Raw genomic sequence first — 26263 nt, forward strand, 5'->3', positions numbered from 1 at the left:
TGAGCTATGGATAAATATCCAATAATCATCGCCACGTCCTAGGGACCGGTTTTCCCCCTCTGCGCGGGCGTCGCGCCATGGATGAACACCATCAAGCCGAACGCTTCAGGGAAGTGGCGCTGCCGACGACGGCTTCCACGTCGTCTTCTGGGCGCGTTCGAAAACCAACTTCTGTGCCATTTCCGATCTCGGCGCCGAAGAGCTGGTGCGCTTCACAAACGCTTACAACGCATCCTGATTCTCCCCCGCGACGTCGGGAATATTTTCCGCTGCTGCTCCATCTAGTGCTCTGCCATGTCAATCCCCATGGCGGCTCTCCCAAGGCTGCAAGTTTCCTCGCGGCCCCAAGAACTACGACGGAGGTGGCACATGAAATCGACCCTGTCTCCCGCCCGGCGCGGCGCGCTGTCCGCGGCACTCATGCTGGGAGTCACGTTGGCAGCGCCCGTGCTGGCTGACGATAACCGCTACGAGCAGCAGAACCTGGTTTCCGATGGCGTCATATCGGCGGCGCACGTTGACGCCAACTTGGTGAATGCCTGGGGTGTGGCGTTCAACCCCAACGCCTTCGTGTGGGTCGCCGACAACGGCACCGGCGTAGCAACGCTTTACGACGGGCAAGGCAATGCTCAGCCGCTCGTGGTCACCATTCCGTCTGCGTCGGGAGCGCAGGGAGAACATGGCAAGCCCACCGGCATCATCTTCAACGGCTCCAACGACTTCGCCGTCGGCAACGGCGCAACCACCGGCCCGAGCCGCTTCATCTTCGCAACCGAGGATGGCCTCATCGCAGGCTGGGCACCCAATGTCGATCCCACACACGCCTTGCAGGCAGCGGCGACAGTCGGTGCGATCTACAAGGGTTTGGCGCTGGCCGCCAACGGCAATGGCAACTTCCTCTATGCCACCGACTTCCCTAACAGCAAGATCGATGTCTTCGACAAGGCTTTCAGTCCCGTGGCCACCCCTGGCGGATTCGTTGATCCGGCCATTCCCAAAGGCTTCGCCCCCTTCGGCATTCAGAACATCAACGGCAACCTGTACGTGACGTATGCCAAGCAGGACGCGGCTGGAGAGGACGACGTGGCCGGCCCAGGTCTGGGCTACGTCAACGTCTTCGATGCTGACGGGCACCTCCTGCGCCATGTAGCCCGTCGCGGTGCGCTCAATGCGCCATGGGGGCTGGCGCTCGCCCCGGCCGACTTCGGCAAGTTCAGCAACCGCCTGCTGGTGGGCAATTTCGGTGACGGCACGATCGCTGCCTACGATATTCGCACTGGAGCATTGGTCGGCCGCCTGCGCAGCGCTGCCGGAGGTCTGCTGAAGATCGATGGCCTGTGGGCCCTTCAGTTCGGCAACGGCATCTTGCAGCAGCCGACCAACACGCTGTTCTTCTCCGCTGGACCGGACGACGAAAACCACGGTCTGTACGGCACCATCCGCGCCGTGGGCGACGACGAGCACGACGACCGGCACGACGACGAGGCCGGGACCCGCTAGCTCGAATCGCTGCGCGCCGTCGGGCCTCGCTCGTACCGCATGAGCGAGGCCCGACGCCCATTTCATCGAGCCCAAACCATGCCCTCCCCGACCGCTTTCCCCGAATCTTCGATATGCACGTGGTGCCGCACCTGCGTCCTGTTCGTCGGTGCTGTCGCCCTGCTGGTGGCGCTGATGCCCCTCGCCCATGCCGTGCCGTCCTTCGCCCGCGGTCCTCTTCGGCACCGGCGACGTCGGGCGTTTGGGCAGGGATACCAGCTACTGGCGCCTGGCGTGGATGCAGGGCATGGAGCAGCAGTCCTTCTCCCGGTCATCAGGTGATGACGAAGTCGCCCGCATTGAGCGTCGGAGCGCCGGTCAATGTTGCGATCTGGACGGCCGAGCCCGCTCCGTTGCCGTCAGCGTCGTAGTACAGGCCGCCCGTGCTCGTGTTGTACAGCACGTAGTCGTTCGCATCGAGCGCGTTCCCCGTCCCGCTCGCGATGAAGTTCGCAGCCGAGAGACTGCCCGCTGCGGCCAGTTTCTTGAAGATCAGGTTCTCCAGCTGGATCGTATCCGTCGTTCCGTCGAAATCGTTCAGCGTGTCGATGTTCGTCGAACCAAGGGTGCTTTCGAAGCGGAAGACATCGGCGCCGGCCCCTCCCGCCAATTCGTCGAACCCCAGACCGCCGACAAGCAAGTCGTTGCCGGCGCCGCCTTGGAGCACGTCATTGCCCGCGAGGCCGGCCAAGGTATCCGCACCGTCGCCGCCCGACAGGAAGTTCGCGAGCGTGTTGCCGGTCCCGGTCAGTCCGGTCGCCCCCGTCAGAACGAGGTTTTCGACATTGGTCCCCAAGGTGTAGCTGATCGTCGAGACCACGGTGTCGACACCCCCAGACGCACTCCCCTCGGCCACCGAGTCCCTGGCGTTATCCACCACGTAGGTATCATCGCCATTTCCGCCGACCAATCTGTCGGCGTCTGCGCCGCCGTCCAGGAGGTCGTTGTAAGCCGTGCCGGTGAGCGTATTTGCGCCCACATTGCCGGTGATACTCACGCCGTTCATCAAGGCCGACGCATCGACGTTCAAGGCGACAGTGCCTGAGGTATTCGCCACGGCTCCAGTGCCCGTCCCAATGACGAGGGTTTCGATACCCGTATCGGCGGCATAGAGTTTCAGGGTGCTGGCGCTGCCTGAGGTAAAGCGAACCTCGTCCGTTCCCGCCGCGCCGTTGTCGGTGATTTCTCCTGCGGCATGGTCCGATGCCAGGTTGAAGATATACAGATCGGAACCCTCTCCGCCCAGCAGCCTGTCCGTTCCTGCTCCCCCATTCAGCATGTCGTTGCCGGCAAGGCCGTACATTGTGTCGTTTCCGCCGAGGCCGGTGAGGCTGTCATTGCCACCATCGCCGTACAGGGTGTCGTTGCCCGCGGATCCCGTCAGAACGAGGTTCGGAATTGGCTGCACGGCAGCTGTCGCGACGCTCGTCACGCTTTCGGCCGAACCAAAGCCATCGACGTAGCTGGCCGTGACGGAAATGCTCTTGCCGACATCACCCTGCGTTAGGGTGTAGCTGCTTTCGGTCGCGCCAACAATGGCTCCGCCGTTGACACTCCACTGATAGTGGATCGCCCCGGGGCCATCGACGTCGGCCAAGCTATTCGACGCAAACAGCGTTTGGCCTTGCATGAGGGTTCCGCTGATTGTCACCGCTCCCGTCGGCAGGTCGTTGACGTTTGCGACCGGAACCGTCGGAGTGCCGGCCACGCTTTCCAGCGTACCAAAGCCGTCGATATAGCTCACGGTGACGGCAACGTTTTTGCCGACGTCCGCCTGCGTAAGGGTGTAGGTGCTCTCGATCGCATTTGCCACCGCTGCGCCGGCCACGCTCCACTGGTAACTGACTGCGCCCATTCCGTCGGCGTCACTGAGGTTATGTGCCGCCGTCAGCACCTGCCCTTGCAGGGCATCGCCGATGGTCGCGACTTGGCCGGTCGGCAGGTCATTGACGTTTGCTACCGGAAGGGTCGGAGTGCTGGCGACGCTTTCCAGCGTACCAAAGCCGTCGACATAGCTCACGGTGACCGCAACGTTCTTGCCGACATCCGCCTGCGTAAGGGTGTAGCTGCTCTCGGTCGCATTTGCCACCGCAGCACCGTCTACGCTCCACTGGTAATGGACTGCGCCCATTCCGTCAGCGTCACTGAGGTTATGTGCCGCCGTCAGCACCTGCCCTTGCAGGGCATCGCCGATGGTCGCGACTTGGCCGGTCGGCAGGTCATTGACGTTTGCTACCGGAAGGGTCGGAGTGCTGGCGACGCTTTCCAGCGTACCAAAGCCGTCGACATAGCTCACGGTGACCGCAACGTTCTTGCCGACATCCGCCTGCGTAAGGGTGTAGCTGCTCTCGGTCGCATTTGCCACCGCAGCACCGTCTACGCTCCACTGGTAATGGACTGCGCCCATTCCGTCAGCGTCACTGAGGTTATGTGCCGCCGTCAGCACCTGCCCTTGCACGGCATCGCCGATGATCGTGACTTGGCCGGTCGGCAGGTCATTGACGTTTGCTACCGGAAGGGTCGGCGTGCTGGCGATGCTTTCCAGCGTACCAAAGCCGTCGGCATAGCTCACAGTGACGGTAACGTTCTTGCCGACATCCGCCTGCGTGAGCGTGTAGATGCTCTCGGTGGCATTTGCCACTGCGGCGCCGTCCACGCTCCACTGATAATGGATTGCGCCCATTCCGTCGACGTCGCCGAGGTTGTTCGCTGCCGTCAGCGTCTGCCCTTGCACGGCATCGCCCAGGACGGTGACCTCGCCGGTCGGCGCGTCGTTGAGGTTCGCCACGGGATACGCCGGCGCGCTAACGACGCTTTCCTTTGCCCCAAACCCATCCACATAACTGGCCGTGACGGTAATCGTCTTGCCGACGTCACTTTGCGAAAGCGTGTAGGTGCTGTCGACCGCTCCATCGATGGCAACCCCATCGGCATTCCACTGGTAATGGATTTGACCGATCCCGTCGGCGTCCGCCAAGGTGTTCGACACGTTGAGTGTTTCACCCTGCACAAAACTGCCGCTGATCGCGACCTCACCCATTGGGGGATCGTTGACGTCCATGACGGCGGTAAGCGAGATCTCCTTGGCATCCCACGTCGTACCGTCGCCGAACTGGATCTCCTGGATCGTGCCCGGGGCAAAGTGCAACTCGTCATTCGAGCCGACCAAACGCAGGACGTACTCCTCAGGTTGCTGCATTCCGGTGTATGAATCGTAGGAGCCCAGCCGATGCAAGAGCACGACTTGGTCGGGGGCGATCGTCGGGCCGGTGACGATGCGGTTCTGTTCCATCCAGTAAGCACCGGAGTCGACGATCGTGTCCGAGCCGCCACCCGCGACGAGCACGTAGGTATCGGCCCCCGCGCCGCCATCGAGATGGTCGTTACCGGCCCCGCCGTCGAGCACGTCCGCACCGCCGTTGCCCATCAGCCAGTCGTTGCCGGCGCCACCCAGCTGCACGTCCGCGCCTTCGGTGCCCCACAGCTGGTCGGTGCCGTCGGTGCCTTGCTGGAGCTGGGTCTGCATGACGGCCTGGTCGATCGCGAGTTGGTCCCACACCGTGCCGTCGCCGAACTGGATCTCCTGGATCGTGCCCGGCATGAAGCGCAGCTCGTCATGCGAGCCGAGCAGGCGCAGCACATATTGGTCGCCGGTCCAGTTGCCGTAGGCGTCGTAGCCGCCCGGCTCACGCACCAGCATCACCTGGTCGGGGGCGATCGTCGGGCCGGTGACGATGCGGTTCTGTTCCATCCAGTAAGCACCGGAGTCGACGATCGTGTCCGAGCCGCCGCCCGCAGTCAGCACGTAGGTGTCGGCCCCGGCGCCGCCGTCGAGGTGGTCGTTGCCGGCCCCGCCGTCGAGCACGTCCGCGCCGCCGTTACCCATCAGCGCGTCGTTGCCGGCGCCGCCCAACAGCACGTCCTTCGCTTCGGTGCCGGCGAGCCAGTCGTTGCTGTCGGTGCCTTGCTGGAGCTGGGTCTGCCACACCGCCTGGTCGATCGCGAGCGGGTCCCACACGGTGCCGTCGCCGAACTGGATCTCCTGGATCGTGCCCGGCATGAAGCGCAGCTCGTCATGCGAGCCGAGCAGGCGCAGCACATATTGGTCGCCGGTCCAGTTGCCGTAGGCGTCGTAGCCGCCCGGCTCACGCACCAGCATCACCTGGTCGGGGGCGATCGTCGGGCCGGTGACAATGCGGTTCTGTTCCATCCAGTAGGCACCGGAGTCGACGATCGTGTCCGAGCCGCCGCCGGCGGCGAGCACGTAGGTGTCCGCGCCCGCGCCGCCGTCCAAGTGGTCGTTGCCGGCGCCGCCGTCGAGCACGTCCGCGCCGCCGTTGCCCATCAGCGAGTCGTTGCCGGCGCCACCCAGCTGCACGTCCGCGCCTTCGGTGCCCCACAGCTGGTCGGTGCCGTCGGTGCCTTGCTGGAGCTGGGTCTGCATGACGGCCTGGTCGATCGCGAGTTGGTCCCACACCGTGCCGTCGCCGAACTGGATCTCCTGGATCGTGCCGGGCGCGAAGCGCAGCTCATCATGCGAGCCGAGCAGGCGCAGCACATATTGGTCGCCGGTCCAGTTGCCGTAGGCGTCGTAGCCGCCCGGCTCGCGCACCAACATCACCTGGTCTGGGGCGATCGTCGGGCCGGTGACGATGCGGTTCTGTTCCATCCAGTACGCACCGGTATCGACGATCGTGTCCGAGCCGCCACCCGCGACGAGCACGTAGGTATCGGCCCCCGCGCCGCCATCGAGATGGTCGTTACCGGCCCCGCCGTCGAGCACGTCCGCACCGCCGTTGCCCATCAGCCAGTCGTTGCCGGCGCCACCCAGCTGCACGTCCGCGCCTTCGGTGCCCCACAGCTGGTCGGTGCCGTCGGTGCCTTGCTGGAGCTGCGTCTGCATGACGGCCTGGTCGATCGCGAGCGGGTCCCACACCGTGCCGTCGCCGAACTGGATCTCCTGGATCGTGCCCGGCATGAAGCGCAGCTCGTCATGCGAGCCGAGCAGGCGCAGCACGTACTGCTCGCCGGTCCAGTTACCGTAGGCGTCGTAGCCGCCCGGCTCGCGCACCAGCATCACCTGGTCGGGGGCGATCGTCGGGCCGGTGACGATGCGGTTCTGTTCCGTCCACGAGAAATAACTGTCGATAATCGTGTCCGAGCCGCCACCGGCGGCGAGCACGTAGGTGTCCGCGCCCGCGCCGCCGTCCAAGTGGTCGTTGCCGGCCTCACCGTCGAGCACGTCCGCGCCGCCGTTGCCCATCAGCCAGTCGTTGCCCGCGCCACCCAGCTGCACGTCCGCGCCTTCGGTGCCCCACAGTTGGTCGGCGCCGTCGGTACCTTGTTGGAGCTGCGTCTGCCACACCGCCTGGTCGATCGCGAGTTGGTCCCACACTGTGCCGTCGCCGAACTGAATCTCCTGGATTGTGCCGGGGAAGAAGCGCAGCTCATCGTGCGAGCCGAGCAGGCGCAGCACGTACTGGTCGCCGCTCCAGTTGCCGTAGGCGTCGTAGCCGCCCGGCTCGCGCACCAGCATCACCTGGTCGGGGGCGATCGTCGGGCCGGTGACGATGCGGTTCTGTTCCATCCAGGAGCCGACATTGTCGACCACGGTATCCGAGCCGCCACCCGCGGCGAGCACGTAGGTGTCCGCGCCCGCGCCGCCGTCCAAGTGGTCGTTGCCGGCCCCGCCGTCGAGCACATCCGCACCGCCGTTGCCCATCAGCCAGTCGTTGCCGGCGCCACCCAGCTGCACGTCCGCGCCTTCGGTGCCCCACAGCTGGTCGGTGCCGTCGGTGCCTTGCTGGAGCTGGGTCTGCATGACGGCCTGGTCGATCGCGAGCGGGTCCCACACCGTGCCGTCGCCGAACTGAATCTCCTGGATCGTGCCGGGCATGAAGCGCAGCTCATCATGCGAGCCGAGCAGGCGCAGCACGTACTGGTCGCCGGTCCAGTTACCGTAGGCGTCGTAGCCGCCCGGCTCGCGCACCAGCATCACCTGGTCGGGGGCGATCGTCGGGCCGGTGACGATGCGGTTCTGTTCCGTCCAGTAAGTACCGGTGTCGACAATCGTGTCCGAGCCGCCGCCGGCGGCCAAGACATAGGTGTCGGCGCCCGCGCCGCCGTCCAAGTGGTCGTTGCCGGCCCCACCATCGAGCACATCCGCACCGCCGTTGCTTACGAGCCAGTCGTCCCCCCGGCCGCCCAGCAGCACGTCCTGGCCTTCCGTTCCCCACATACACTCATTACCGTCGGTGCCTTGCTGGAGCTGGGTCTGCATGACGGCCTGGTCGATCGCGAGCGGATCCCACACCGTGCCGTCGCCGAACTGGATCTCCTGGATCGTGCCGGGCATGAAGCGCAGCTCGTCGTGCGAGCCGAGCAGGCGCAGCACGACTTGGTCGCCGGTCCAGTTGCCGTAGGCGTCGTAGCCACCCGGCTCGCGCACCAGCATCACCTGGTCGGGCACGATCGTCGGACCGGTGACGATGCGGTTCTGTTCCATCCAGGAACCGATGTTGTCGACCACGGTATCGGAGCCGCCACCCGCGGCGAGCACGTAGGTGTCGGCGCCGGCGCCGCCGTCGAGGTGGTCGTTGCCGGCGCCGCCGTCGAGCACGTCCGCGCCGCCGTTACCCATCAGCCAGTCGTTGCCGGCACCGCCGAGTTGCACATCCGCGCCTTCGGTGCCCCACAGCTGGTCAGTGCCGTCGGTGCCTTGCTGGAGCGGGGTCTGCCACACTGCCTGGTCGATGGCGAGCGGGGCCCACACCGTGCCGTCGCCGAACTGGATCTCCTGGATCGTGCCGGGCGCGAAGCGCAGCTCATCATGCGAGCCGAGCAGGCGCAGCACATACTGGTCACCGGTCCAGTTGCCGTAGGCGTCGTAGCCGCCCGGCTCGCGCACCAGCATCACCTGGTCGGGCGCGATCGTCGGGCCGGTGACGATGCGGTTCTGTTCCATCCAGTAAACACCGGTGTCGATGATCGTGTCCGAGCCGCCGCCGGCAGCCAAGACGTAGGTATCCGCGCCCGCCCCGCCGTCGAGATGGTCGTTGCCGGCGCCGCCGTCGAGCACGTCCGCGCCGCCGTTGCCCATCAGCCAGTCGTTGCCGGCGCCGCCGAGCTGCACGTCCGCGCCTTCGGTGCCCCACAGCTGGTCGGTGCCGTCGGTGCCTTGCTGGAGCTGGGTCTGCATGACGGCCTGGTCGATCGCGAGTTGGTCCCACACCGTGCCGTCGCCGAACTGGATCTCCTGGATCGTGCCCGGCATGAAGCGCAGCTCGTCATGCGAGCCGAGCAGGCGCAGCACGTACTGCTCGCCGGTCCAGTTGCCGTAGGCGTCGTAGCCGCCCGGCTCCCGCACCAGCATCACCTGGTCGGGGGCGATCGTCGGGCCGGTGACGATGCGGTTCTGTTCCATCCAGTAAGCACCGGAGTCGACGATCGTGTCCGAGCCGCCACCCACAGTCAGCACGTAGGTGTCGGCCCCGGCGCCGCCGTCGAGGTGGTCGTTGCCGGCCCCACCGTCGAGCACGTCCGTGCCGCCGTTGCCCATCAGCGCGTCGTTGCCGGCGCCACCCAGCTGCACGTCCGCGCCTTCGGTGCCCCACAGCTGGTCGTTGCTGTCGGTGCCTTGCTGGAGCTGGGTCTGCCACACCGCCTGGTCGATCGCGAGCGGGTCCCACACCGTGCCGTCGCCGAACTGGATCTCCTGGATCGTGCCCGGCATGAAGCGCAGCTCGTCATGCGAGCCGAGCAGGCGCAGCACATATTGGTCGCCGGTCCAGTTGCCGTAGGCGTCGTAGCCGCCCGGCTCGCGCACCAGCATCACCTGGTCGGGGGCGATCGTCGGACCGGTGACGATGCGGTTCTGTTCCATCCAGGAACCGACGTTGTCGACCACGGTATCGGAGCCGCCACCCGCGGCGAGCACGTAGGTGTCGGCGCCGGCGCCGCCGTCGAGGTGGTCGTTGCCGGCGCCGCCGTCGAGCACGTCCGCGCCGCCGTTGCCCATCAGCCAGTCGTTGCCGGCGCCACCCAGCTGCACGTCCGCGCCTTCGGTGCCCCACAGCTGGTCGGTGCCGGCGGTGCCTTGCTGGAGCTGGGTCTGCCACACCGCCTGGTCGATCGCGAGTTGGTCCCACACCGTGCCGTCGCCGAACTGGATCTCCTGGATCGTGCCGGGGAAGAAGCGCACTTCGGCGTCGGAACCCAATAGTCGCGCCACACACTCATTTGACTCAGGATCACGGTACAACACCAGCTGTTTCGGACCTATCGACGAAGCCGTGACGATCCGGTTGTTGCCGCTGTCGATGACGATCAGGCTATCAAGCATATTGGATACTCGGAAATGAGCGATTGATATTTGGCCGAAGAAGAGACGGCATGACGGGGTGCATCTGGCCAGTGAGAACCGGGGCTATGCGCGCATGCAAATAACTTGGGCATAATAATTTATGCCAAGCGCGCTGTATGTATTTTTTACACGCTCGGTGCACTATGCCACGCCGCACATCCAATTCGGATGCCACGAGGGTGCGCCGCAGAGCCGCAGCCAGCAATGCTTGGCGTGCACCGCTAACCCGAATCCGGTAACTCGGACACTGCCTTTCTAGGATTGTATGGGGCGCGCTTTGTACTCAGCATATGCATGTCAGGCGGAGCGAATAGCGTCAAGCCGACTAGAGTCGTTGCGCAAGAATACCGGTCTTCGGCCCTGGCACCGTAATCATTTTGTCATATTTACTGGTGAGGAGCCATTGCAATGTCTATCGTTTCGAGGATCATGGGCATGTTCCGGAGCCCGGTGGCAGTATGGAATGACGGCGTGTATTTCCAGATCGAACGCAATTTCAGGACTGGAAAGTCGCTGATGTCGATTTCCGTCACGGCGCCGAGCGAGCATGTCGAGAAACTCGAAGCCTTGCTGAAATCCCATTGCTACACGCTGCTAGCCGATTACGCGGCGTCCGGCGTGGGGGAGCAACCGAGCGGAGTCGTCGTCAACCTGCCCAAAAGACATTCCTGAATCACGGGAAGGTGCTGGTGGTCGAAGTCGCGAAGGTCCTTTCGCGTGGGACCGCACGGGATATGCTTTAATGGTGCTCACGACATTCCAGACGGCCGTCGCAAGCTTGGGGCCGCTTGAACACTTTCCGTGACCCCAGAATGCGCATCACGTTAGTCCATCCTGCAGGCTTCAATTTCGTTCCCGGTCAGCCGGATTTCTCGGTGCTCGCCAATCGCATGGCGCCGATCGGCATCATGCAACTGGCAAGCTGGCTGGAGAAATTCGGCCACAGCGTGCAATTGCATGATTGCCTCGGCCCCTATGCACCGCCGGGCATCGTGGCGAACGCCGAGATCGTGCTGGCGACCGAACCGGAACTGGTGGGCTTCTCTGCGACCACCTCGGGCTTCATGGACGCGGTCGACATGGCGCTCTACATCCGCGCGAAGCGTCCGAACGTCAAGATCGTCTTCGGCAACGTCCATGTGTCGTCGCTGGGCGCCCCGGTCCTCGAACACTTCCCCGAAATCGACTACCTCGTCATCGGCGAAGGCGAAGGGGCGCTGCTCGACTTGGCAGACGGCAAGCCCTTGGCAGGGATTGGCAACCTGGTCTGGCGCGACGGGACCGGGAAGATCGTCGTCAATCCGCGTCGCGACCGCATCACCGATCTCGATGAACTGCCCTTCCCCGCCTACGAGAAACTCGCCGGCTTTCCGCACGCCTATCACCTGCCGCTCTTCGCCTACGAAAAGCGCTACGGGGCGACGATGATCACTTCGCGCGGCTGTCCCTACACCTGCTCGTTCTGCGACCGCACCGTCTTCGAGCGTCTCTATAAGACCAATTCCGCGCAATATACCTACGAGCACATGAAGTACCTGCGGGACCGGTTCGGCGTGCATCACATCAACATGTACGACGACTTGTTCACCGCGAAGAAGCAGCGGGTGATGGACTTGTGCGAGATGTTGATCGAGAAACCGCTCGGCGTGCAGTTCAACTGCGCGATCCGCACCGGCCACACGTCCGACGAGATGTTGCAGAAGCTCAAGCAGGCGGGCGCCTTGATGGTGTCGATGGGGATCGAATCGGCCGATCCGGCGATGATGGAACGCCACAAGGCCGGGGTCACGCTCGACGCGGTACGCGACACGGTGCGCCAGATCCACGCCGCGGGGCTGCGTGCCAAGGGCCTGTTCATCTTCGGGATGCCGGGCGAAACGCCCGAGACGGTCAAGACCACCAGCGATTTCATCCTGTCGCTCGATCTCGACGAGATGAACATGACCAAGTTCAGCCCGTTGCATGGGGCGCCGATCTGGGAGGAATGCACGAGCGGCACGGGTGGCGAGACGATCGAGGATTGGCGGCTGATGAATTGCCTGAACTTCGTCTACCTGCCTGAAGGCTTCTCGTCTCGCGAGGAGATGGACGCGCTCTACAACTGGCACGTCAAGCGCTTCTATGACAGCAAAGGCTACCGTCGCCGCTTTGCCAAACGCCTGTGGCAGCACCGCTGGAGCCTGTGGCATGTGTTGAAGCACCTGCCCGAAACGATCGCTGCTGCGCGCTATTTCAGCTCGAACAAGGAACAGATCGAGCAGGCCAAGCGCGAGTTCAAGCTTCACCCTCGGCAGCCGCAGGGGCTCAAGCCGCAGTTGTCGTCCGAGTTGCAGATCGACAACGTGGTCGCCATGTCGCCCATCAAGCTGACGCGGCGGCAGGCGATACAGACGATGACTCCGGGCTGATCAGAACAATCAGAAGAGCCAGGGGATGAAGCGGCGTGTGCTGCGCATGTAGTTGATATAGGCCTGGCCGAAGTAAGCGACACATTCCTTCTCGTCGGCCAGCGCGGTCAGCAGCAGACAGCCGCTGCCGAACAGCGCAAGGGCGAATCCCAACCAACTCGCCGCGCGGAAGTACATGCCCCAGTCGAGGCCGAGCAGCGCGCTGTACATCGGGTGGCGGATCAGGCCGAATATGCCGCCGGTAATGAGCTCGGTCGTCTTCTCCCAGCTGTAGAGGGCCTCGTCTTCGCGGTGGGCGACGTCGGTCTTGCCCCGACGGCGCAGCGCGATGAAGCCGAGGAGCAGCGGCAGAAGACTCAGCTGCAGCAGAGATTCGGAAAGCAGCTGGTCGCCGGCCGGTTCGCGGTTGAGGACGGTCAGCGCGAGGATCGTCTCCCAGACGAAGAAGCGGTAAAAGCCGTGGCTGCCGGGACTGCGCAGCGGTTTGCGCGACAACCACAGCAAGCCGGTCGAGCCCCCAAGAAACAGCGGCAGATCCGAGATCGGAAGGCTCATGCGCTCTCCGGCGAAATGGATGTGGGGTGTGGCGGACCTTCCTGGCCTTATTGGCGAACGGCGCGGAAGACGAGGACCGCGTTGCTGCCGCCAAAGGCGAATGAGTTCGACAGCGCAGCGCGGGGCATGGTGCCGCGCCGGGCGACGGTCAGATGCTCGACGCCGGCACAGGCAGAATCGAGATTGTCGGCAAGATTGACCGTCGGAGGCAAGATGTCGTCGCGCAGCGCGAGCACGGAGGCGATCGCCTCGATGGCGCCGGCGGCACCGAGCAGGTGGCCGTGCATCGACTTGGTCGCACTGACCGGCACCATCGCCGCGCGCTCGCCGAAGACCGCTTTAAGCGCGGCGATCTCCACCGGGTCGCCCTCGGCCGTGGCCGTGCCGTGGGCGTTGACGTACCCGATGTCATCCGTCGCCAGGCCCGCATCGGCGAGGGCCGCATGCAGCGCGCGGACCTGGCCGGCGGCCTCGGGGCGCACCAGGTGGGTATGGTCGCAGCTGGCGCCATAGCCGACGATCTCACCGTGGATGGTCGCGCCTCGCGCGACTGCGTGCTCCCAGTCCTCGAGGACCAGGGCTGCACCGCCTTCGCCGAGCACCAGGCCGCGCCGATCAGCGGCGAAGGGGCGGCACGCCGCAGGGGAGGTTTCAGCGTCGCCGGGGGCCATCACCCGCAAGGCTTCCCAGGCACGGGCAACGCCATAGGCCTGGGACACGTCGGAACCACCAGTGACCATGACGGTCGCCTCGCCCGAGCGGACGCGTCGAAAGGCCTCGCCGATCGCGACGGCCGAGGAGGCGCAGGCGACCGTGTGACTCGCACTGACGCCGCCCAGGCCCAGCTGGATCGAGATGTGGGCGTTGGCGGCGTTGTTCATGCCAAGCAGCACGGAGAGCGGAGACAAGCGTTCGCGGCCCCGCTGCCACAGCTCGCGGTAGCCCTTCTCGTAGGCCAGCGTGCCGCCGAGCGCGGTGCCCCAGGAGACGCCCCAGTCATCGCGCGACTCGTCGCCGACGGCGCGCGGCAAGCCGGCGTCATCCCATGCGTCAAAGGCAGCCGCCATGCCGAGCTGCGCGAAACGGTCCATCATCGACGCGAGCGGCCTGCCGAGCGAGATATCCGGGTCGAACGCCGGACACGCGACGAAAGGGATCGACAAGGGGCGCGGCTGGTCGTCGGTGAGTAGGTGGCGGATTGCCGATTCGCCTGCGCACAGGCGCGCGAAGAAATCGGCGAGGTCACCGCCGTAGGGACTGACCAAGCCAAGGCCAGTGATCGCAACCCGACGCCCGGCCATGAGTCAGGCGGCCTGGCGAGCCGTGATCAGATCGTCCATCGTCGCCGCCATTTCGCCGACGCTCTGCGGGTTCTTGAGATCGGCCGGCAGCTTGATCCCGAAGCGGTCCTCGAACTCGAACATCAGCTCAAGCATCATCAGCGAGTCGACGCCGAGGCCTTCCAGGGGCGCTTCCGAAACAACCTTTGCCGGCGCAACGCCGAGGCGCTCGCCGAGAAATTCACGAATAAGTTCAATGGAATCCATAGCGCGCGGATTTTAACTGAAAGCAGATGTTTCACATAGATTCGGCGGCGTTCCTGGCAGTCGGCCGATCTTTGATACTATCCTCGCCTCCTATGCCGACACTCTCCGCAATGCCGCCGGATGCGGCCTCCCGCCCTGCCTGGTTCCGCCAACTGGCGGCCCGCTTCGTCGCATACTGGCCGCTGAAAGCCGTCGCGACGATGGTTTTCATGATGGTGTTCTTCTGGGCCTACTTCGCGATTCTCCGCCAGCCGATGCTGGCGCCGACGACGATGCCCCGCCTCGCGATCGACGCGTGGGTCCCCTTCTCGACCGCGGCCTTTCCGGTCTACGTGAGCTTGTGGGTCTATGTATCACTGCCGCCCGCATTCATCGACAGCCTGCGCCCCCTATTGTGGTTCGCGGTATGGATGTCCGGGCTGTGCCTGTTTTGCCTCGGCATCTTTTGGCTCTTCCCGACCGCGGTGCCGGCAACCGGCATCGATTGGTCGCTCTACCCGGAACTCGCGCTGATCAAGCAGGTGGACGCTGCGGGCAACGCCTGTCCGTCGCTGCATGTGGCGTCGTCGGTGTTCGCCGCCCTGTGGCTCGAGCGCATCGCCCGTTCGGTCGCGGCGCCAGTGGCGCTGCGCTGGGGGAACGCGCTGCTCTGCGTGGCGATCCTGTGGTCCACGATGGCCACCCGTCAGCATGTCGCGCTCGATGTCCTAGCCGGGATCGTCGTCGGCCTGGCCTTCGCACTACCTTCCGTGCGGCATGTGTCCCGGATCGCGCCGCGCGTGATCTGACAATCCAGGAATAGGGGACGGTCGGCTACTCGCCGTCAGGCACCGCGACCGGCTGACCGTTCTTGAACGAGTACACCTTGATCGGCGAATCCTTGAGATCCCGCTTTTCGTCGAACCGGTAGCTTCCAGCGAGCCCCTGGTAACTGATCGTCGCAAGCGCCGACCGGAACTGCCTGGGCTCGACGGAGTTCGCCTTTTTCATGGCCTCGACGATGAGAAAGAGGGCGTCATACATCGGGCCGGCATACGTCAGCGGCTCGACCCCGAAGCGCTTCTTGTATTCGGTCTTGAACTGCCTGCCTTCATTACTCTGATCGAGTATCCCACCCCATTGCGGGCAGTACACATTCCCATCGACCGCCTCGCCCCCCACTTTCGCCAGCTCTTCATTGCAGATTGCGTCACCGCCCAGCAGGTAGCCTTCCATCCCCAGCACCTTCATCTGGCGACGCAAGGGACCTGCCTGCGCATGGTAACCCGCGTAGAAAATGCCGTCGGGGCTGACGGCCTTGATCCGGGTCAGAATTACCGCGAAATCCGTTGCCCTGTCCGTCGTGAATTCGCGCGCCACGATCTGAATACCGTTGGCTTTCGCCGCCTTGATGAATTCATCGGCGATGCCCTGACCGTACGCGGTTCTGTCGTCGATCACCGCGAGGCTCCGCACCTTCAGTCTTCTTGCAGCGAAGACTCCCATCCGCGCGCCCGTCGTCAAATCGTTCGGGCCAATCCTGAAAACGAAGGGGTATCCCAGTTGCGTGACCTTCGGGTTGGATGCGACCGTCGCCATCACGATCCCGGCGTCGTTGAGCAGCTTTGAGATCGGAATCGCGACGCCCGAGTTGTATGGGCCGAGAACCGCCTTGACTTCGGCATCCACGAATCGCTGGGCGACTGCCATGCCGGTACGCGGATCTGCCGCATCGTCTTCCGACATCAGCTCGAAATGCAGCTTCTTGCCGGCCACAACCGTCCCTTGGGCATTGAGGCGGTCCATCGCCATCCGCAATGCGTTCTCATTGTCCTTGCCCATGGCCGCTTGCGGCCCGGTGAGGGGACCGGTCAGGCCGATCTTGACGACGGTATCCTCGGCGCCCCACGTAGCGAGTGACGCAAGACCGAGTACGGTCGAAACGAGAAGCCGTGTGAAGAAATGAGCTGCGCTGACCATCGAGCCTCCATGCAATCTGATCGCCTCCTGCGATTTCCGCAATGATGAACGATCCTGAGCCCGATATTGGGGAAAATCGCCTGCGGGGACATGGACTGGAATCTGGAAGCTCATTGCCGGCCTTCGCAGAAGGCTCGTCGATAGGCCGAAGGGTTCGTCCCCATCTGCGCGGCAAAGTGCTGGCGTAGCGACAACGCGGTGCCGAAGCCGACTTCGGCGGCGATGCGCTCGATGGGCAAGTCGGTAGTCTCCAGTAGTTGCTGGGCTCGCGCGAGACGTTGCGCGGCAAGCCACTTTGCGACCGTCGTCCCCGTCGCCTCGCGGAAGCGCCGGGTGAAGGTGCGACGGCTCATGTGGGCCGCGTCGGCCAGCAGGTCGAGCGAAAGCGGATCGCCGAGGCGCTCGCGGGCCCACTCCAGCACGCCGGGCAGGCGGTTCTCGCTCGCCAGCACCGGCACCGGCTGTTCGACGAACTGCGCCTGACCGCCTTGCCGGTGCGGCGGCGTCACCAGCAGGCGGGCGACGCGATTGGCCACGTCGGCGCCATGGCGCTGGCGCACGAGGTTCAGGCAGCAATCGATCGCCGCCACCGTGCCGGCCGAGGTCACGATTTCGCCGTCATCCACGTAAAGCACGTCGGGGCGGAAGTCCGCTTTCGGAAAGCGCCGCGCGAAAAGCTCGCGCCATCCCCAATGGGTCGTCGCGCGCCGGCCGTCGAGCAAACCGGCGTCGCCGAGCACGAAGGCGCCGAGACACAGGCCCACGATCTGCGCGCCCCGGTCATGGGCGCCACGGAGTGCTTCGGTGAGCGCGGCAGGAGCCAGGGTGTCCGGCTCGTTCCACGACGGCACGATGACGAGATCGGCGTCGGACATTGCATCGAGCCCGCCGGGCACGTCGATCTCCACCCCTTGTGAACAGCGCACGCGGCCGGGAGCCGGGGCGCAATAGCGCAATTCGTACGGGGGCAACCCGCAGGACGACCGGACCCCGCTGAACACAAGACCGGGCACCGAAAGATGGAAGAGGCTGATGTCGTCAAAGGCGAGGACGGCGACGCGAACGGGCTGCATATCAGTCTCGGAATGGTGGCCTAGAAGAATGGCCCGATTTTAACGCTTAATGTCGTTCGGGCCACTTTTTGATGAAGCGAGTCGCGCAGACAATGCGCTCGTCAGGCCTTCATTCCGAACATCAAACGCCGACACCCATCATCGGAGACCAACATGACCGCATCCCCTCGCCGCGCCCTGCTTGTCATCGACGTGCAGAACGAATACTTCACGGGCAACCTGAAGATCGAATTCCCGCCGGTTGAAACCTCGCTGCCCAATATCGGCCTGGCGATGGACACCGCGCGTACGGCCGGCATACCGGTGATCGTCGTCCAACATGATGCGCCCGAAAATTCGCCCGTGTTCGCCAAGGGCTCGGAGACGTGGCAACTGCATCCCGTCGTCGGCGAGCGTCCGGCCGACCACCGCATCCACAAGACCATGGCAAGCGCCTTTGCCGGGACGGATCTCGCGGAATGGCTTGCCAGCAACCGCATCGACACGCTGACCGTCGTCGGCTACATGACGCACAACTGTGACGCTTCCACGATCTTCCATGCCTACCACCACGGATTGACGGTCGAATTCCTGGCCGACGCGACGGGCTCCCTCCCCTACGAGAACGCCGCGGGCAAGGCAAGCGCCGAGGAGATCCACCGTGTCTTCAGCACCGTGTTCCATTCGAACTTCGCCGCCGTGACCAGCACGGCAAATTGGGCAGTCGCCGTGCGGGACGGCGCGGCGATCCCGCGCGACAACGTGTATCTGTCGAACCGCCGCGCGAAGGGGCTCGTGTAAGGGTGACGATCCACTAGACCGCCACGCTCCGCGGGCGACGCAACATGTGGGTGGCGGCGTAACCGAACACGAGCCCCCAGAATGCGCTGCCGATACCGAACAAGGTGACGCCCGACGCGGTCACCAGGAAAGTGACCACTGCGGCTTCCCGTTCGTCCTCGTGGGCAAGCGCCGTCGTCAGGCTGCCTGCGATCGTGCCCATCAGCGCAAGCCCCGCGATCGCGACGACCAGGGCGTTCGGGATTGCGGCGAGCAGGCTCGCCACCGTCGCCCCGCCGATGCCGGTGAGCAGATAGATGCCGCCGGCCCAGGTCGACGCGAGATAGCGCTTTGCCGGGTTGGGATCGGCATCGCGGCTCATGCAGATTGCGGCGGTAATCGCCGCGAGGTTGAACGAGAAGCCGCCGAATGGCGCCAGTACGAGGCCAGTGACTCCGGTCCAGCCCAGCAGGGGCGAGGCCGGTGTCGTATAACCGTTGGCGCGCAGCACGGCCAGGCCGGGCACGTTCTGCGAGGCGAGCGTGACCATGAAGAGCGGCAGTCCGACGCCAATCAGGGTCTGGAGCGAAAAGCTGGGCATCACGAATTCCGGAGCAGAGAGTTGCCAGCGGATTTCGCCGATCGCAATGCTGCCACTGGCCCCAGCGACCACCAGGCCGGCAAGGAAAGCCAGCGGGACGGCGTAGCGCGGCCAAAACCGGCGCCCGGCGAAGAAAACGACGATCATCGTCCCGACCAGCGAAAGATTGCCGCCGAGCGACGAAAACGCGCCGAGGCCGAAGCGCAGGAGCACGCCGGCGAGCATCGCGGCGGCGATCGACGGGGGCACGTGGCGCATGATGCGTTCGAAGCCGCCGCTGAAACCGAGCACTGCCATCAGGCCGGAGGCGAAAAGGAAGGCGCCGATCGCCTCGTTCATTGGCACGCCGACGAGCCCGGTCGTCAGGAGCGCCGCACCCGGCGTCGACCAAGCGGTGAGGATCGGTGTTCGGTAGCGCAACGAGAGTCCGATGCAAGTCACGCCCATCCCGAGGCCGAGCGCCCAAAGCCAGGACGCAAGCTGCGACGGCGTGGCCCCGGCGGCGTGGGCGGCTTGGAAGACAATCGCGGCCGAACTGGTGTAGCCGACCAGCACCGCGATAAAGCCCGCCGCGAGGTGCGGAAAATGGCGCGTGATGCCGGATGCGGTGTTTTGCTTGCCCATGTCTCGCCCTTTCTGGCGTAATTGGAAGAGCGTGCGCCATAACGCACAACGGGCAGCATAGCAACGTGCGCTATAGCGCACAAGCACAGGCAAGAGCGTGATCTACATGTCGAAAAAGCAGAATCCACCTTCCACGGCTACTCCCGCGCTCGCCGCTCATCTGGCCGAGACGCTGCGGAGGCTGCGTGCCGAACGCGGCTGGAGCCTGAACCGCGCCGCTGCCGAGACCGGTGTCAGCAAGGCCATGCTGGGCCAGATCGAGCGCGCCGAATCCAGCCCGACCGTGGCGACGCTATGGCGCATCGCCTCCGGCTTCCACACGCCGCTTTCGGCCTTCATCGAACCGCCCGTGCGCCACGAGAAGCCCGCCTTCCGCTCCGCCGCCGCATTGCGTGACCGGCCTGCGAGCGATCCGATGTGGGTTGCACCGCTCTTCCCCTACGATTCGCAGCTCGGTTTCGAACTACTCGAACTGACGCTGGCGCCTCGCTATGAGCGTCACTCGGAACCTCACCTCCCCGGCGTCATCGAACACGTGATCGTCGTCCGCGGCACGATGGAGGTATTGGTCGACGGATCCTGGCACGCTCTGAGCGAAGGCGAGGCCGTGCGCTTCCCGGCCGATCGGCCGCATGGCTACCGCAACCCCGGCGAGGCACCGGCCGTTTGCCACAATCTGATCTGCTACACAGGAACTGCCGCGCCCATCGGGGCCGAGTGAATCGCTACCCCATCCCCAGCCACGCCCCCACCCCCGTTGTCACCGCCATCGCCAACGCTCCCCAGAAAGTCACGCGGCAAGCGCCCTTCACGACCGGTGCGCCCCCCGCCTGTGCCGCGATACTACCGAGCACTGCGAGAAACACTAGCGAGAACAGCGCGACCAACGGCTTCAGCGCATTCGGCGGCCCGAAGGCGGCCACCAACAGCGGCAGCGCCGCCCCACTCGCAAAACTCGCCGCCGACGCCGCTGCAGCCTGAAGGGGACGCGCCCTCAGCTGACTGGAGATGCCCAGCTCGTCGCGGATATGGGCACCCAGGGCGTCACGGGCCATGAGTTGCTCCGCGACCACGTCGGCGAGGGCCGGATCGACGCCGCGGCGCACATAGATCGCCGCCAGCTCACGACGCTCACCGACCGCGTCATGCTTGAGCTCGCGCCGCTCGATGTCGATGTCGGCCTGTTCGGTGTCCGCCTGCGACTGCACCGAGACGTACTCTCCCGCCGCCATGGATAGCGTCCCCGCCACCAAGCCAGCAACGCCTGCGATCAGCACGCTTCCCCGCGCGGCCTCAGCGGCCGCCACACCCAGGATAAGACTACCGGTGGACACGATGCCGTCGTTGGCACCCAGCACCGCGGCCCGCAGCCAACCGATGCGCTTCGTGCGATGGCGCTCGGGGTGCTTCGGCCGAGCGAAAGTCTGCATTCGATTGTCCATGCCTTGAGTCTCCTGCCCCGCCATTCCGAGTCATTATCCACGGCATAGGCGATGCGGATGCGGGGAGCAAGGCCCGCCCGCGGCAGGAACACACCTCTTGCGTGAATCGGACGCGGAGCTAGGCCGATCACCACCCCGCAGACACTCACAGCATTACACTGTCAGCTCAAGCATCCGCCTCATCGAACGACCATGAAGATCGACCTGTTCCCTCTCGGTGCCCGTTTCCAATGGAAAGGCATCACCTACACCAAAGTCGGCCCGATGACGGCCTCCGCGGATCCCGGTGGCGGCACGGTTTTCATTCCGAAGCACGCTGCGCTTCATCCGGTCCCCGGGGAGGCTCCACCGCAGATGGCGCCGTCCCCAAAAACTGAGACGCTGAACACTGCAAGGGTGATCGCTGCATTCGAGACGTATCACCAAACAGCGCTGACACTTGCCGATGAGGCGGCGCGAGAAGCGCTGGAACAAGCTCGGAAGCGCTTTCTTTCCGAACTCGGCTGACGGCGATCCGGAATCAAATCCGGCTAACGGATCATGATGCAGGTTCACACCCCCGACCCGACCTACACCAGCTCCGAGCGCGCCCGCGCGAATTTCCGCCTGGCGTTGCGCATCGCGCTCGGCCTGGTCGCGCTCCTGTGGCTGATCATGATCGTGAACGGAGCACTCGACCTGAGCCTGGAGCGGTTCGGGGTACGTCCGCGAACATGGAGCGGATTGCCGGGCATCCTCCTCGCGCCACTGCTGCATGCAGACATCGCCCACCTCTTCGCCAACTCGGCTCCGCTGCTGGTGCTGATCACGGCGATGCTGCACCTCTATCCAAACTCGGCTCTTAGGGTGGTGCCCGCGATCTACCTGGGCCCGGGCGTCGCGGTGTGGCTGTGGGGCCGCGCGTCGATCCATATCGGTGCGAGCGGGCTGATCTACGGACTGCTCGCGTACGTCTTCGTTGCGGGCACGATCCGACACGACCGCCGCGCGATCGCCGCATCCTTGCTGGTTTGCTTCCTGTACGGAAGCCTCGTCTGGGGCGTACTGCCGATCCAGCCGGCGATGTCCTGGGAAACCCACCTTTCCGCCGCACTGATCGGCGCAGTCCTGGCGGTCGCGCTGCGGCGTCTGGACATTCCGCCTCGTCGCCGATACTCGTGGGAGGACGAAGCGAACAACGTGGACGAAGAGCCCGGCAACAAGTGATCCGGGAACGGTCCGGCCTTGCGCAGCCGGAAGTGTCTTGACTACAGTGCATTTCGGAACCAGCCCCGAAGAACTCCAACAAGGACGACAAATGGACAAACTCAAGCTGACCTATTTCGACTTCGACGGCGGGCGTGCCGAGCCTGCGCGATTGGCCTTGCATATCGGCGGCATCCCTTTCGAGGACTTCCGCTTTGCGCCGGCCGATTTTCCCGAAGTCCGCAAGACCGCCCCGCTCAACCAGGTTCCGACCCTGCAAGTGAATGATCGGGTAGTCACGCAAGGTGACGCGATCACGCGCTACGCCGGCAAATTGGCCGGGCTGTATCCTGAAGATCCGCTGCAGGCCCTGCTCTGCGACGAAATCATGAGCGCCCTCGAAGACGTCAACGCCGCAATCTCCACGACCTTCGGCATGAAGGGCGACGACTTCAAAAAAGCGCGCGAGGCGCTGGCGGCTGAAACACTGCCGCGGTATTTGCGCTGGCTCCAACGTCGGCTCGAAAGCAGCGGTGGAACCTATCTGGCCGACAACCGTCTGACGATCGCCGACCTCAAGGCGCTGGTCGTTCTACGCTGGCTGACCTCGGGCAAGCTCGATCACATCCCGACCGACCTGGTCGCCACGGTCGCCCCCGCGCTCGCCGGGTACATGGACCGGATCGGCAGCACGCCGGCGATCGCGAAATACTACGACAAGCGCGCCCTCACCTGAGGTCGAACTCGACTGCGCCGGCGCCGGCGCCGTCTCAGTGAGTGTCCGTCCCGCATGACGGTGAAGGAGGTTCACGATGCCCGAGCCGATCGCACATGCCCGCGCCTTGGGCTGGCTGGAATCGCTGGACAAGGCGCGCCGATACGCGGGACAGATGCTCGATCGCCTCGAGTTGGGGCCGCAGGAGAGTGCCTTCGAGGTCGTGCTGACCCGGCCCTGCGCGCAGCTGCGTGCCTATTCGCCATCGCGCGGCGGCGGGCCCGCCTTGCTGCTGGTGCCGGCGCCGATCAAACGACCCTACATCTGGGATCTCTCCCCCGAAAGAAGCGTGGTCCGCCGGGCGACGGAGCGCGGCTTCGAGGTCTACCTGATCGACTGGACCGAAGCGCACGGCGACGAAGACGAACTCGGTCTCGAGGCCTACGCGCTGGCCACCCTCGACGACTGTGTGGACGCTATCCGGGCGCGATCGCAGTCGGAGCGGATCGTCCTTGCCGGTCATTCGCTGGGCGGGACATTCGCCGCGCTGTACGCTGCCTGCCGGCCTGCGGCCCCCGCCGCCCTCGTGCTGATCGAGGCACCGGTGCGTTTCGGCGACGCGGCGGGCGCGTTCAAGCGGATGCTCGACAGCGGGATCCCCGCGCGCACCCTCGTCCCCTCCTCGCCTCGAATACCGGGATCGCTGATCGACCTGCTAAGCGTCTGCGCGTCGCCGGCAACCTTCGAGCTTGAGCGCTACGCCGATTTCGTCGCGAGCCTGGCATCGCGCCCGGCATTCGAAACGCATTGCCGCGTGGAGCGCTGGGCTCTCGACGAGTTCGCCTTGCCGCGCCGCCTGTTCGAGGAACTCGTGGAGCACCTCTACCGCGAGGACCGCTTCATGCGGGGCGAGCTCGTGCTGGGCGACCGCGTTCTCCTGCCCGGCGATGTCCGCGCGCCGCTGCTCGCCGTCTACGATCCCGCCAGCCGCATCGTGCCGCCCGCCTCGGTGCTCGACTTCTGCGCGCTGGCCGGCAGCACGGAAAAGGAGGCGATCCCTTATTACGGCGACACCGGTGTCGCGCTGAAACACGTCGGCGCCTTGGTCGGCGAGAACGCCCATCGGCGCATCTGGCCGGCGGTGTTCGACTGGCTGGAGCAGTTGGCTGCGCATTGAGCGCAAGTCAAAGAAGGCGGAACGCAAGTACGGCCGTGATCGTCGGAGGCAAGGCGGCAAGCAGCAGACCCAAAGGATGGACGGTGTTGTCCGGAAATCTCTCGCGCAAGATCGCAACGCCTGCCGGATTCGGCGCGTTGGCGATCACGGTCAATCCGCCTCCGGTGACCGCCCCTGCGACTAAGGCAATCTTGAATCCTTCACTCAAGCCTTCGACCAGTGAGGCAAGGTAGGTCAGCGCCGCGTTATCGGTCGCGGCAGTCAGCGCCGTTGCGCCGAAGAAGACGGCATTCTCGTCCATGCCCATCAGCAGCGGCTCCAGCCACCACTGCTGCAATCCGCCGAGCACGACGAGGCCTGCGAGGAAGAAAGCCACCAGAAAGGCCTCGCGCAGGATCAAGGGGTTCTGGTGCCGGGGATAGGCAGCGGAAAAGCCCAGGAAGAACATGAACACGCCCATGAAGATCTTGGCGTGGTGTGCGAAGAGCACGACGAGCACGAGGAATAGGAGGTGCGCGAGCACCATGGCTGGGGGGATCTCGGCCTCCGACCGTGCGGAGGGGGAGGCAAGCTGACCGAGTTCGCGGCGGAACAGCAGCATGGCGGCGGCGGCGTTGATCACGACGGCGCTGGCCGCCTTCCAGCCCAGGTTCGACATCATGAACCAGATGTCCCAGTTCCACTTGGCAGCCACCATCAGGACCGGCGGCGCCGCGAAGGGCGTGAGGGTTCCGCCGATGGAGATGTTCACGAAGAGCACGCCGACGGTCGCGTACTTCAGCGAGGACGACACCGGCGCGCAGAGGAGCCGGTCGCGCAACATCAAGGCCGCGAGGGTCATTGCAGCGGGTTCGGTGACGAAGGATCCGAGCAGGGGGACGAGCGCGAGCACGACGAAGTACTCCGGCATCGCTCCGGGCAAGGGGAGGTAGCGCGCCACGGAACGCACCAATGTACCGGCAAATTCCAGGATCGGCCGCGAAGCAGCGATCACCATGATCGCAAACACGAACATGGGCTCGGTGAAGTTGCGCGAGTCGAGATAGGCAGTCGCCTCGTCCCTGCCGCCGACGACGAAGATGCAGACCATCAGCACCATCGCCCAGAAACCGAAAACGACTTCGACCTCGCCCAGCAGATGCCAGATGCCTGCGTGACGTGGGTGGGAGTCTGCGAGACGCTCGAAGAGCCGGGTGGAAAAGGTGTGGATCAGCGCCACCGCAAATAGCGCGGTTGCGATCAGCTCGACGATGTGGGAAGACATGGGGTTCATGGGCGCGGAAACTCCGCGAGGCGGCCCGACCATCGCATGAACCTGTCGTCGTGCGAAATGCCGACGACACCCGACTGCCAGTCTAGCGCAGGCGGCTCCTCGAAACCATTGCCGGCAATGGCATTTCCGCACGCCGAAGACGCCTACGACACCTGCTTCGGGGAAGTGCTCGCTGCACCCGCGGACTCACGCGTCGCGCGTCTACCCTCCGGAGACAAGCTCGAGGGTCCGCTGGTAGGCCGGGAGACGTGGTCCGCCAATAAGCACGGCCCGCTCCGCGGCTTGCCGCGCAGCCGCGCCCTGCCCCCGCTCGTGCAGGACTTGGGCGAGGTTGTTCCAGGCGTCGGCGGAATCGGGGTGGTCGGCAGTTGCCTGACGAAAGGCTGCTTCGGCCGCTTTGATGTCGCCGCGCCGGTAGGCAGCGTTGCCGAGTCCGACGCGGGCCACGAGATTGTGGGGCCAAGCGCCCGCGGCAGTGCGGTAGGCGCCCTCGGCGGCAAGGGGGGTCGTCCGCTCCAGCGCTACCGCGGCGGCCACGTAGTCCGCCTCGTTTGCCGTGGCGGGGAGCCGGTCCGGTGGCAGCGCAACGAATGCCCAGCGCCCGGACTTGGCCCAGCTACGATCGAAGGCATCGATGTCCATCACGAGACGCTTCTCGCGCCCGGAACGCAAGACAACCTGCCGCGCAGACAGGTCATATCCGACGGCGACCGCGTAATGCCACTCCGGCGCCCAGTCGAAGCGCAGGTTCTGCAGTACGACCACCGGGTGGCCGGCCGCCAGTTCCTTCAGCAAGGCTCGTGGTTCCGGCTCGAGTCGGTAAGCCACCGCGCCCGACCGACGGGCCGCCGCGAGCATTTCGGGCTGCAGGCTTCCCTGCCGGGCGGGGATATAGACCTCGTCGCGGAGTTCGTCGGGGGCACGCCGGAAGCCGGCGCTCCCCAGCACGGTGGCCAGAGCCGCCGGGCCGCATTGGTAATCCTCCTGCGGGAAGAAAGGTGCATCTTTCCTTTCCGCCCATTGTGGAAACGGATCGGAAGGGGG

General features: G+C 65.1%; 20 protein-coding genes. 10 read left to right on the forward strand and 10 right to left on the reverse strand.

Going from position 1 to position 26263, the window contains the following annotated elements; translation table 11 throughout:
- Positions 1–369: 369 nt before the first annotated feature.
- Positions 370–1500, forward strand: coding sequence for a TIGR03118 family protein (locus AZKH_RS24960; protein WP_015452092.1), 1131 nt, complete (start codon positions 370–372; stop codon positions 1498–1500).
- A gap of 313 nt (positions 1501–1813) precedes the next feature.
- Here the strand turns inward: AZKH_RS24960 and AZKH_RS24965 are convergent, their stop codons facing one another.
- Complete coding sequence (locus AZKH_RS24965) at positions 1814–9880, reverse strand: calcium binding hemolysin protein, putative (RefSeq protein WP_015452093.1); 8067 nt, start codon at positions 9878–9880, stop codon at positions 1814–1816.
- A 429-nt stretch (positions 9881–10309) separates the two neighbouring features.
- Between AZKH_RS24965 and AZKH_RS24970 the strand changes: the two genes are divergently transcribed.
- Together AZKH_RS24970 and AZKH_RS24975 are read left to right on the forward strand one after the other, a co-directional pair.
- A complete protein-coding gene (locus tag AZKH_RS24970; protein ID WP_156822312.1) occupies positions 10310–10573 on the forward strand; it encodes a hypothetical protein in 264 nt (87 codons plus the stop codon).
- A gap of 140 nt (positions 10574–10713) precedes the next feature.
- Positions 10714–12309: a radical SAM protein gene (locus AZKH_RS24975; protein ID WP_015452094.1), complete on the forward strand. Its 1596-nt coding sequence runs from the start codon at positions 10714–10716 to the stop codon at positions 12307–12309.
- A 9-nt stretch (positions 12310–12318) separates the two neighbouring features.
- On the opposite strand, the gene AZKH_RS24980 is transcribed toward AZKH_RS24975, so the two are convergent.
- Genes AZKH_RS24980 through AZKH_RS24990 form a run of 3 tightly spaced genes read right to left on the reverse strand, consistent with a single transcriptional unit; the run spans position 12319 to position 14411 of the window.
- Positions 12319–12864: an isoprenylcysteine carboxylmethyltransferase family protein gene (locus AZKH_RS24980; RefSeq protein WP_015452095.1), complete on the reverse strand. Its 546-nt coding sequence runs from the start codon at positions 12862–12864 to the stop codon at positions 12319–12321.
- Between the two features lie 47 nt (positions 12865–12911).
- A complete protein-coding gene (locus tag AZKH_RS24985) occupies positions 12912–14165 on the reverse strand; it encodes a beta-ketoacyl synthase (protein WP_015452096.1) in 1254 nt (417 codons plus the stop codon).
- A gap of 3 nt (positions 14166–14168) precedes the next feature.
- Entirely contained in the window at positions 14169–14411 is a 243-nt protein-coding gene (locus AZKH_RS24990; RefSeq protein WP_015452097.1) for an acyl carrier protein, read from the reverse strand.
- A 110-nt stretch (positions 14412–14521) separates the two neighbouring features.
- Between AZKH_RS24990 and AZKH_RS24995 the strand changes: the two genes are divergently transcribed.
- Complete coding sequence (locus AZKH_RS24995; protein ID WP_041658140.1) at positions 14522–15199, forward strand: phosphatase PAP2 family protein; 678 nt, start codon at positions 14522–14524, stop codon at positions 15197–15199.
- 25 nt (positions 15200–15224) lie between these two features.
- Here AZKH_RS24995 and AZKH_RS25000 read toward each other — a convergent pair whose 3' ends face one another.
- Positions 15225–16370, reverse strand: a complete 1146-nt coding sequence (locus AZKH_RS25000; protein WP_015452100.1) for a branched-chain amino acid ABC transporter substrate-binding protein — start codon at positions 16368–16370, stop codon at positions 15225–15227.
- A 110-nt stretch (positions 16371–16480) separates the two neighbouring features.
- Positions 16481–17443: a GlxA family transcriptional regulator gene (locus tag AZKH_RS25005; RefSeq protein ID WP_015452101.1), complete on the reverse strand. Its 963-nt coding sequence runs from the start codon at positions 17441–17443 to the stop codon at positions 16481–16483.
- A gap of 153 nt (positions 17444–17596) precedes the next feature.
- On the opposite strand from AZKH_RS25005, the gene AZKH_RS25010 reads away from it, so the two are divergent.
- Positions 17597–18223: a cysteine hydrolase family protein gene (locus AZKH_RS25010; protein WP_015452102.1), complete on the forward strand. Its 627-nt coding sequence runs from the start codon at positions 17597–17599 to the stop codon at positions 18221–18223.
- A 13-nt stretch (positions 18224–18236) separates the two neighbouring features.
- On the opposite strand, the gene AZKH_RS25015 is transcribed toward AZKH_RS25010, so the two are convergent.
- Positions 18237–19427, reverse strand: a complete 1191-nt coding sequence (locus AZKH_RS25015; protein WP_015452103.1) for a benzoate/H(+) symporter BenE family transporter — start codon at positions 19425–19427, stop codon at positions 18237–18239.
- Positions 19428–19533: 106 nt separating this feature from the next.
- On the opposite strand from AZKH_RS25015, the gene AZKH_RS25020 reads away from it, so the two are divergent.
- Positions 19534–20148: a helix-turn-helix domain-containing protein gene (locus AZKH_RS25020; RefSeq protein ID WP_051071829.1), complete on the forward strand. Its 615-nt coding sequence runs from the start codon at positions 19534–19536 to the stop codon at positions 20146–20148.
- Between the two features lie 4 nt (positions 20149–20152).
- Here the strand turns inward: AZKH_RS25020 and AZKH_RS25025 are convergent, their stop codons facing one another.
- Positions 20153–20869: a VIT family protein gene (locus AZKH_RS25025; protein WP_015452105.1), complete on the reverse strand. Its 717-nt coding sequence runs from the start codon at positions 20867–20869 to the stop codon at positions 20153–20155.
- Between the two features lie 192 nt (positions 20870–21061).
- On the opposite strand from AZKH_RS25025, the gene AZKH_RS25030 reads away from it, so the two are divergent.
- The 4 genes from AZKH_RS25030 (at position 21062) to AZKH_RS25045 (ending at position 23946) form a co-directional block, all read left to right on the forward strand.
- Positions 21062–21376 (forward strand): hypothetical protein, encoded by a 315-nt coding sequence (locus AZKH_RS25030; RefSeq protein ID WP_015452106.1) that lies wholly within the window; start codon positions 21062–21064, stop codon positions 21374–21376.
- A gap of 33 nt (positions 21377–21409) precedes the next feature.
- Complete coding sequence (locus AZKH_RS25035) at positions 21410–22075, forward strand: rhomboid family intramembrane serine protease (RefSeq protein WP_015452107.1); 666 nt, start codon at positions 21410–21412, stop codon at positions 22073–22075.
- 91 nt (positions 22076–22166) lie between these two features.
- Positions 22167–22790, forward strand: a complete 624-nt coding sequence (locus AZKH_RS25040) for a glutathione S-transferase family protein (RefSeq protein ID WP_015452108.1) — start codon at positions 22167–22169, stop codon at positions 22788–22790.
- 76 nt (positions 22791–22866) lie between these two features.
- Positions 22867–23946 carry an alpha/beta fold hydrolase gene (locus AZKH_RS25045; RefSeq protein WP_015452109.1) on the forward strand — a complete coding sequence of 360 codons (1080 nt, stop codon included), beginning with the start codon at positions 22867–22869 and terminating at the stop codon, positions 23944–23946.
- Positions 23947–23953: 7 nt separating this feature from the next.
- Here the strand turns inward: AZKH_RS25045 and AZKH_RS25050 are convergent, their stop codons facing one another.
- Together AZKH_RS25050 and AZKH_RS25055 are read right to left on the reverse strand one after the other, a co-directional pair.
- On the reverse strand, positions 23954–25219 hold the full coding sequence (locus AZKH_RS25050; protein WP_015452110.1) for a putative Na+/H+ antiporter: 1266 nt from the start codon (positions 25217–25219) through the stop codon (positions 23954–23956).
- Between the two features lie 201 nt (positions 25220–25420).
- Positions 25421–26167: a PA2778 family cysteine peptidase gene (locus AZKH_RS25055; protein ID WP_231874598.1), complete on the reverse strand. Its 747-nt coding sequence runs from the start codon at positions 26165–26167 to the stop codon at positions 25421–25423.
- Positions 26168–26263 lie beyond the last annotated feature (96 nt).

Source organism: Azoarcus sp. KH32C (genome assembly GCF_000349945.1).
GTDB lineage: Bacteria > Pseudomonadota > Gammaproteobacteria > Burkholderiales > Rhodocyclaceae > Aromatoleum.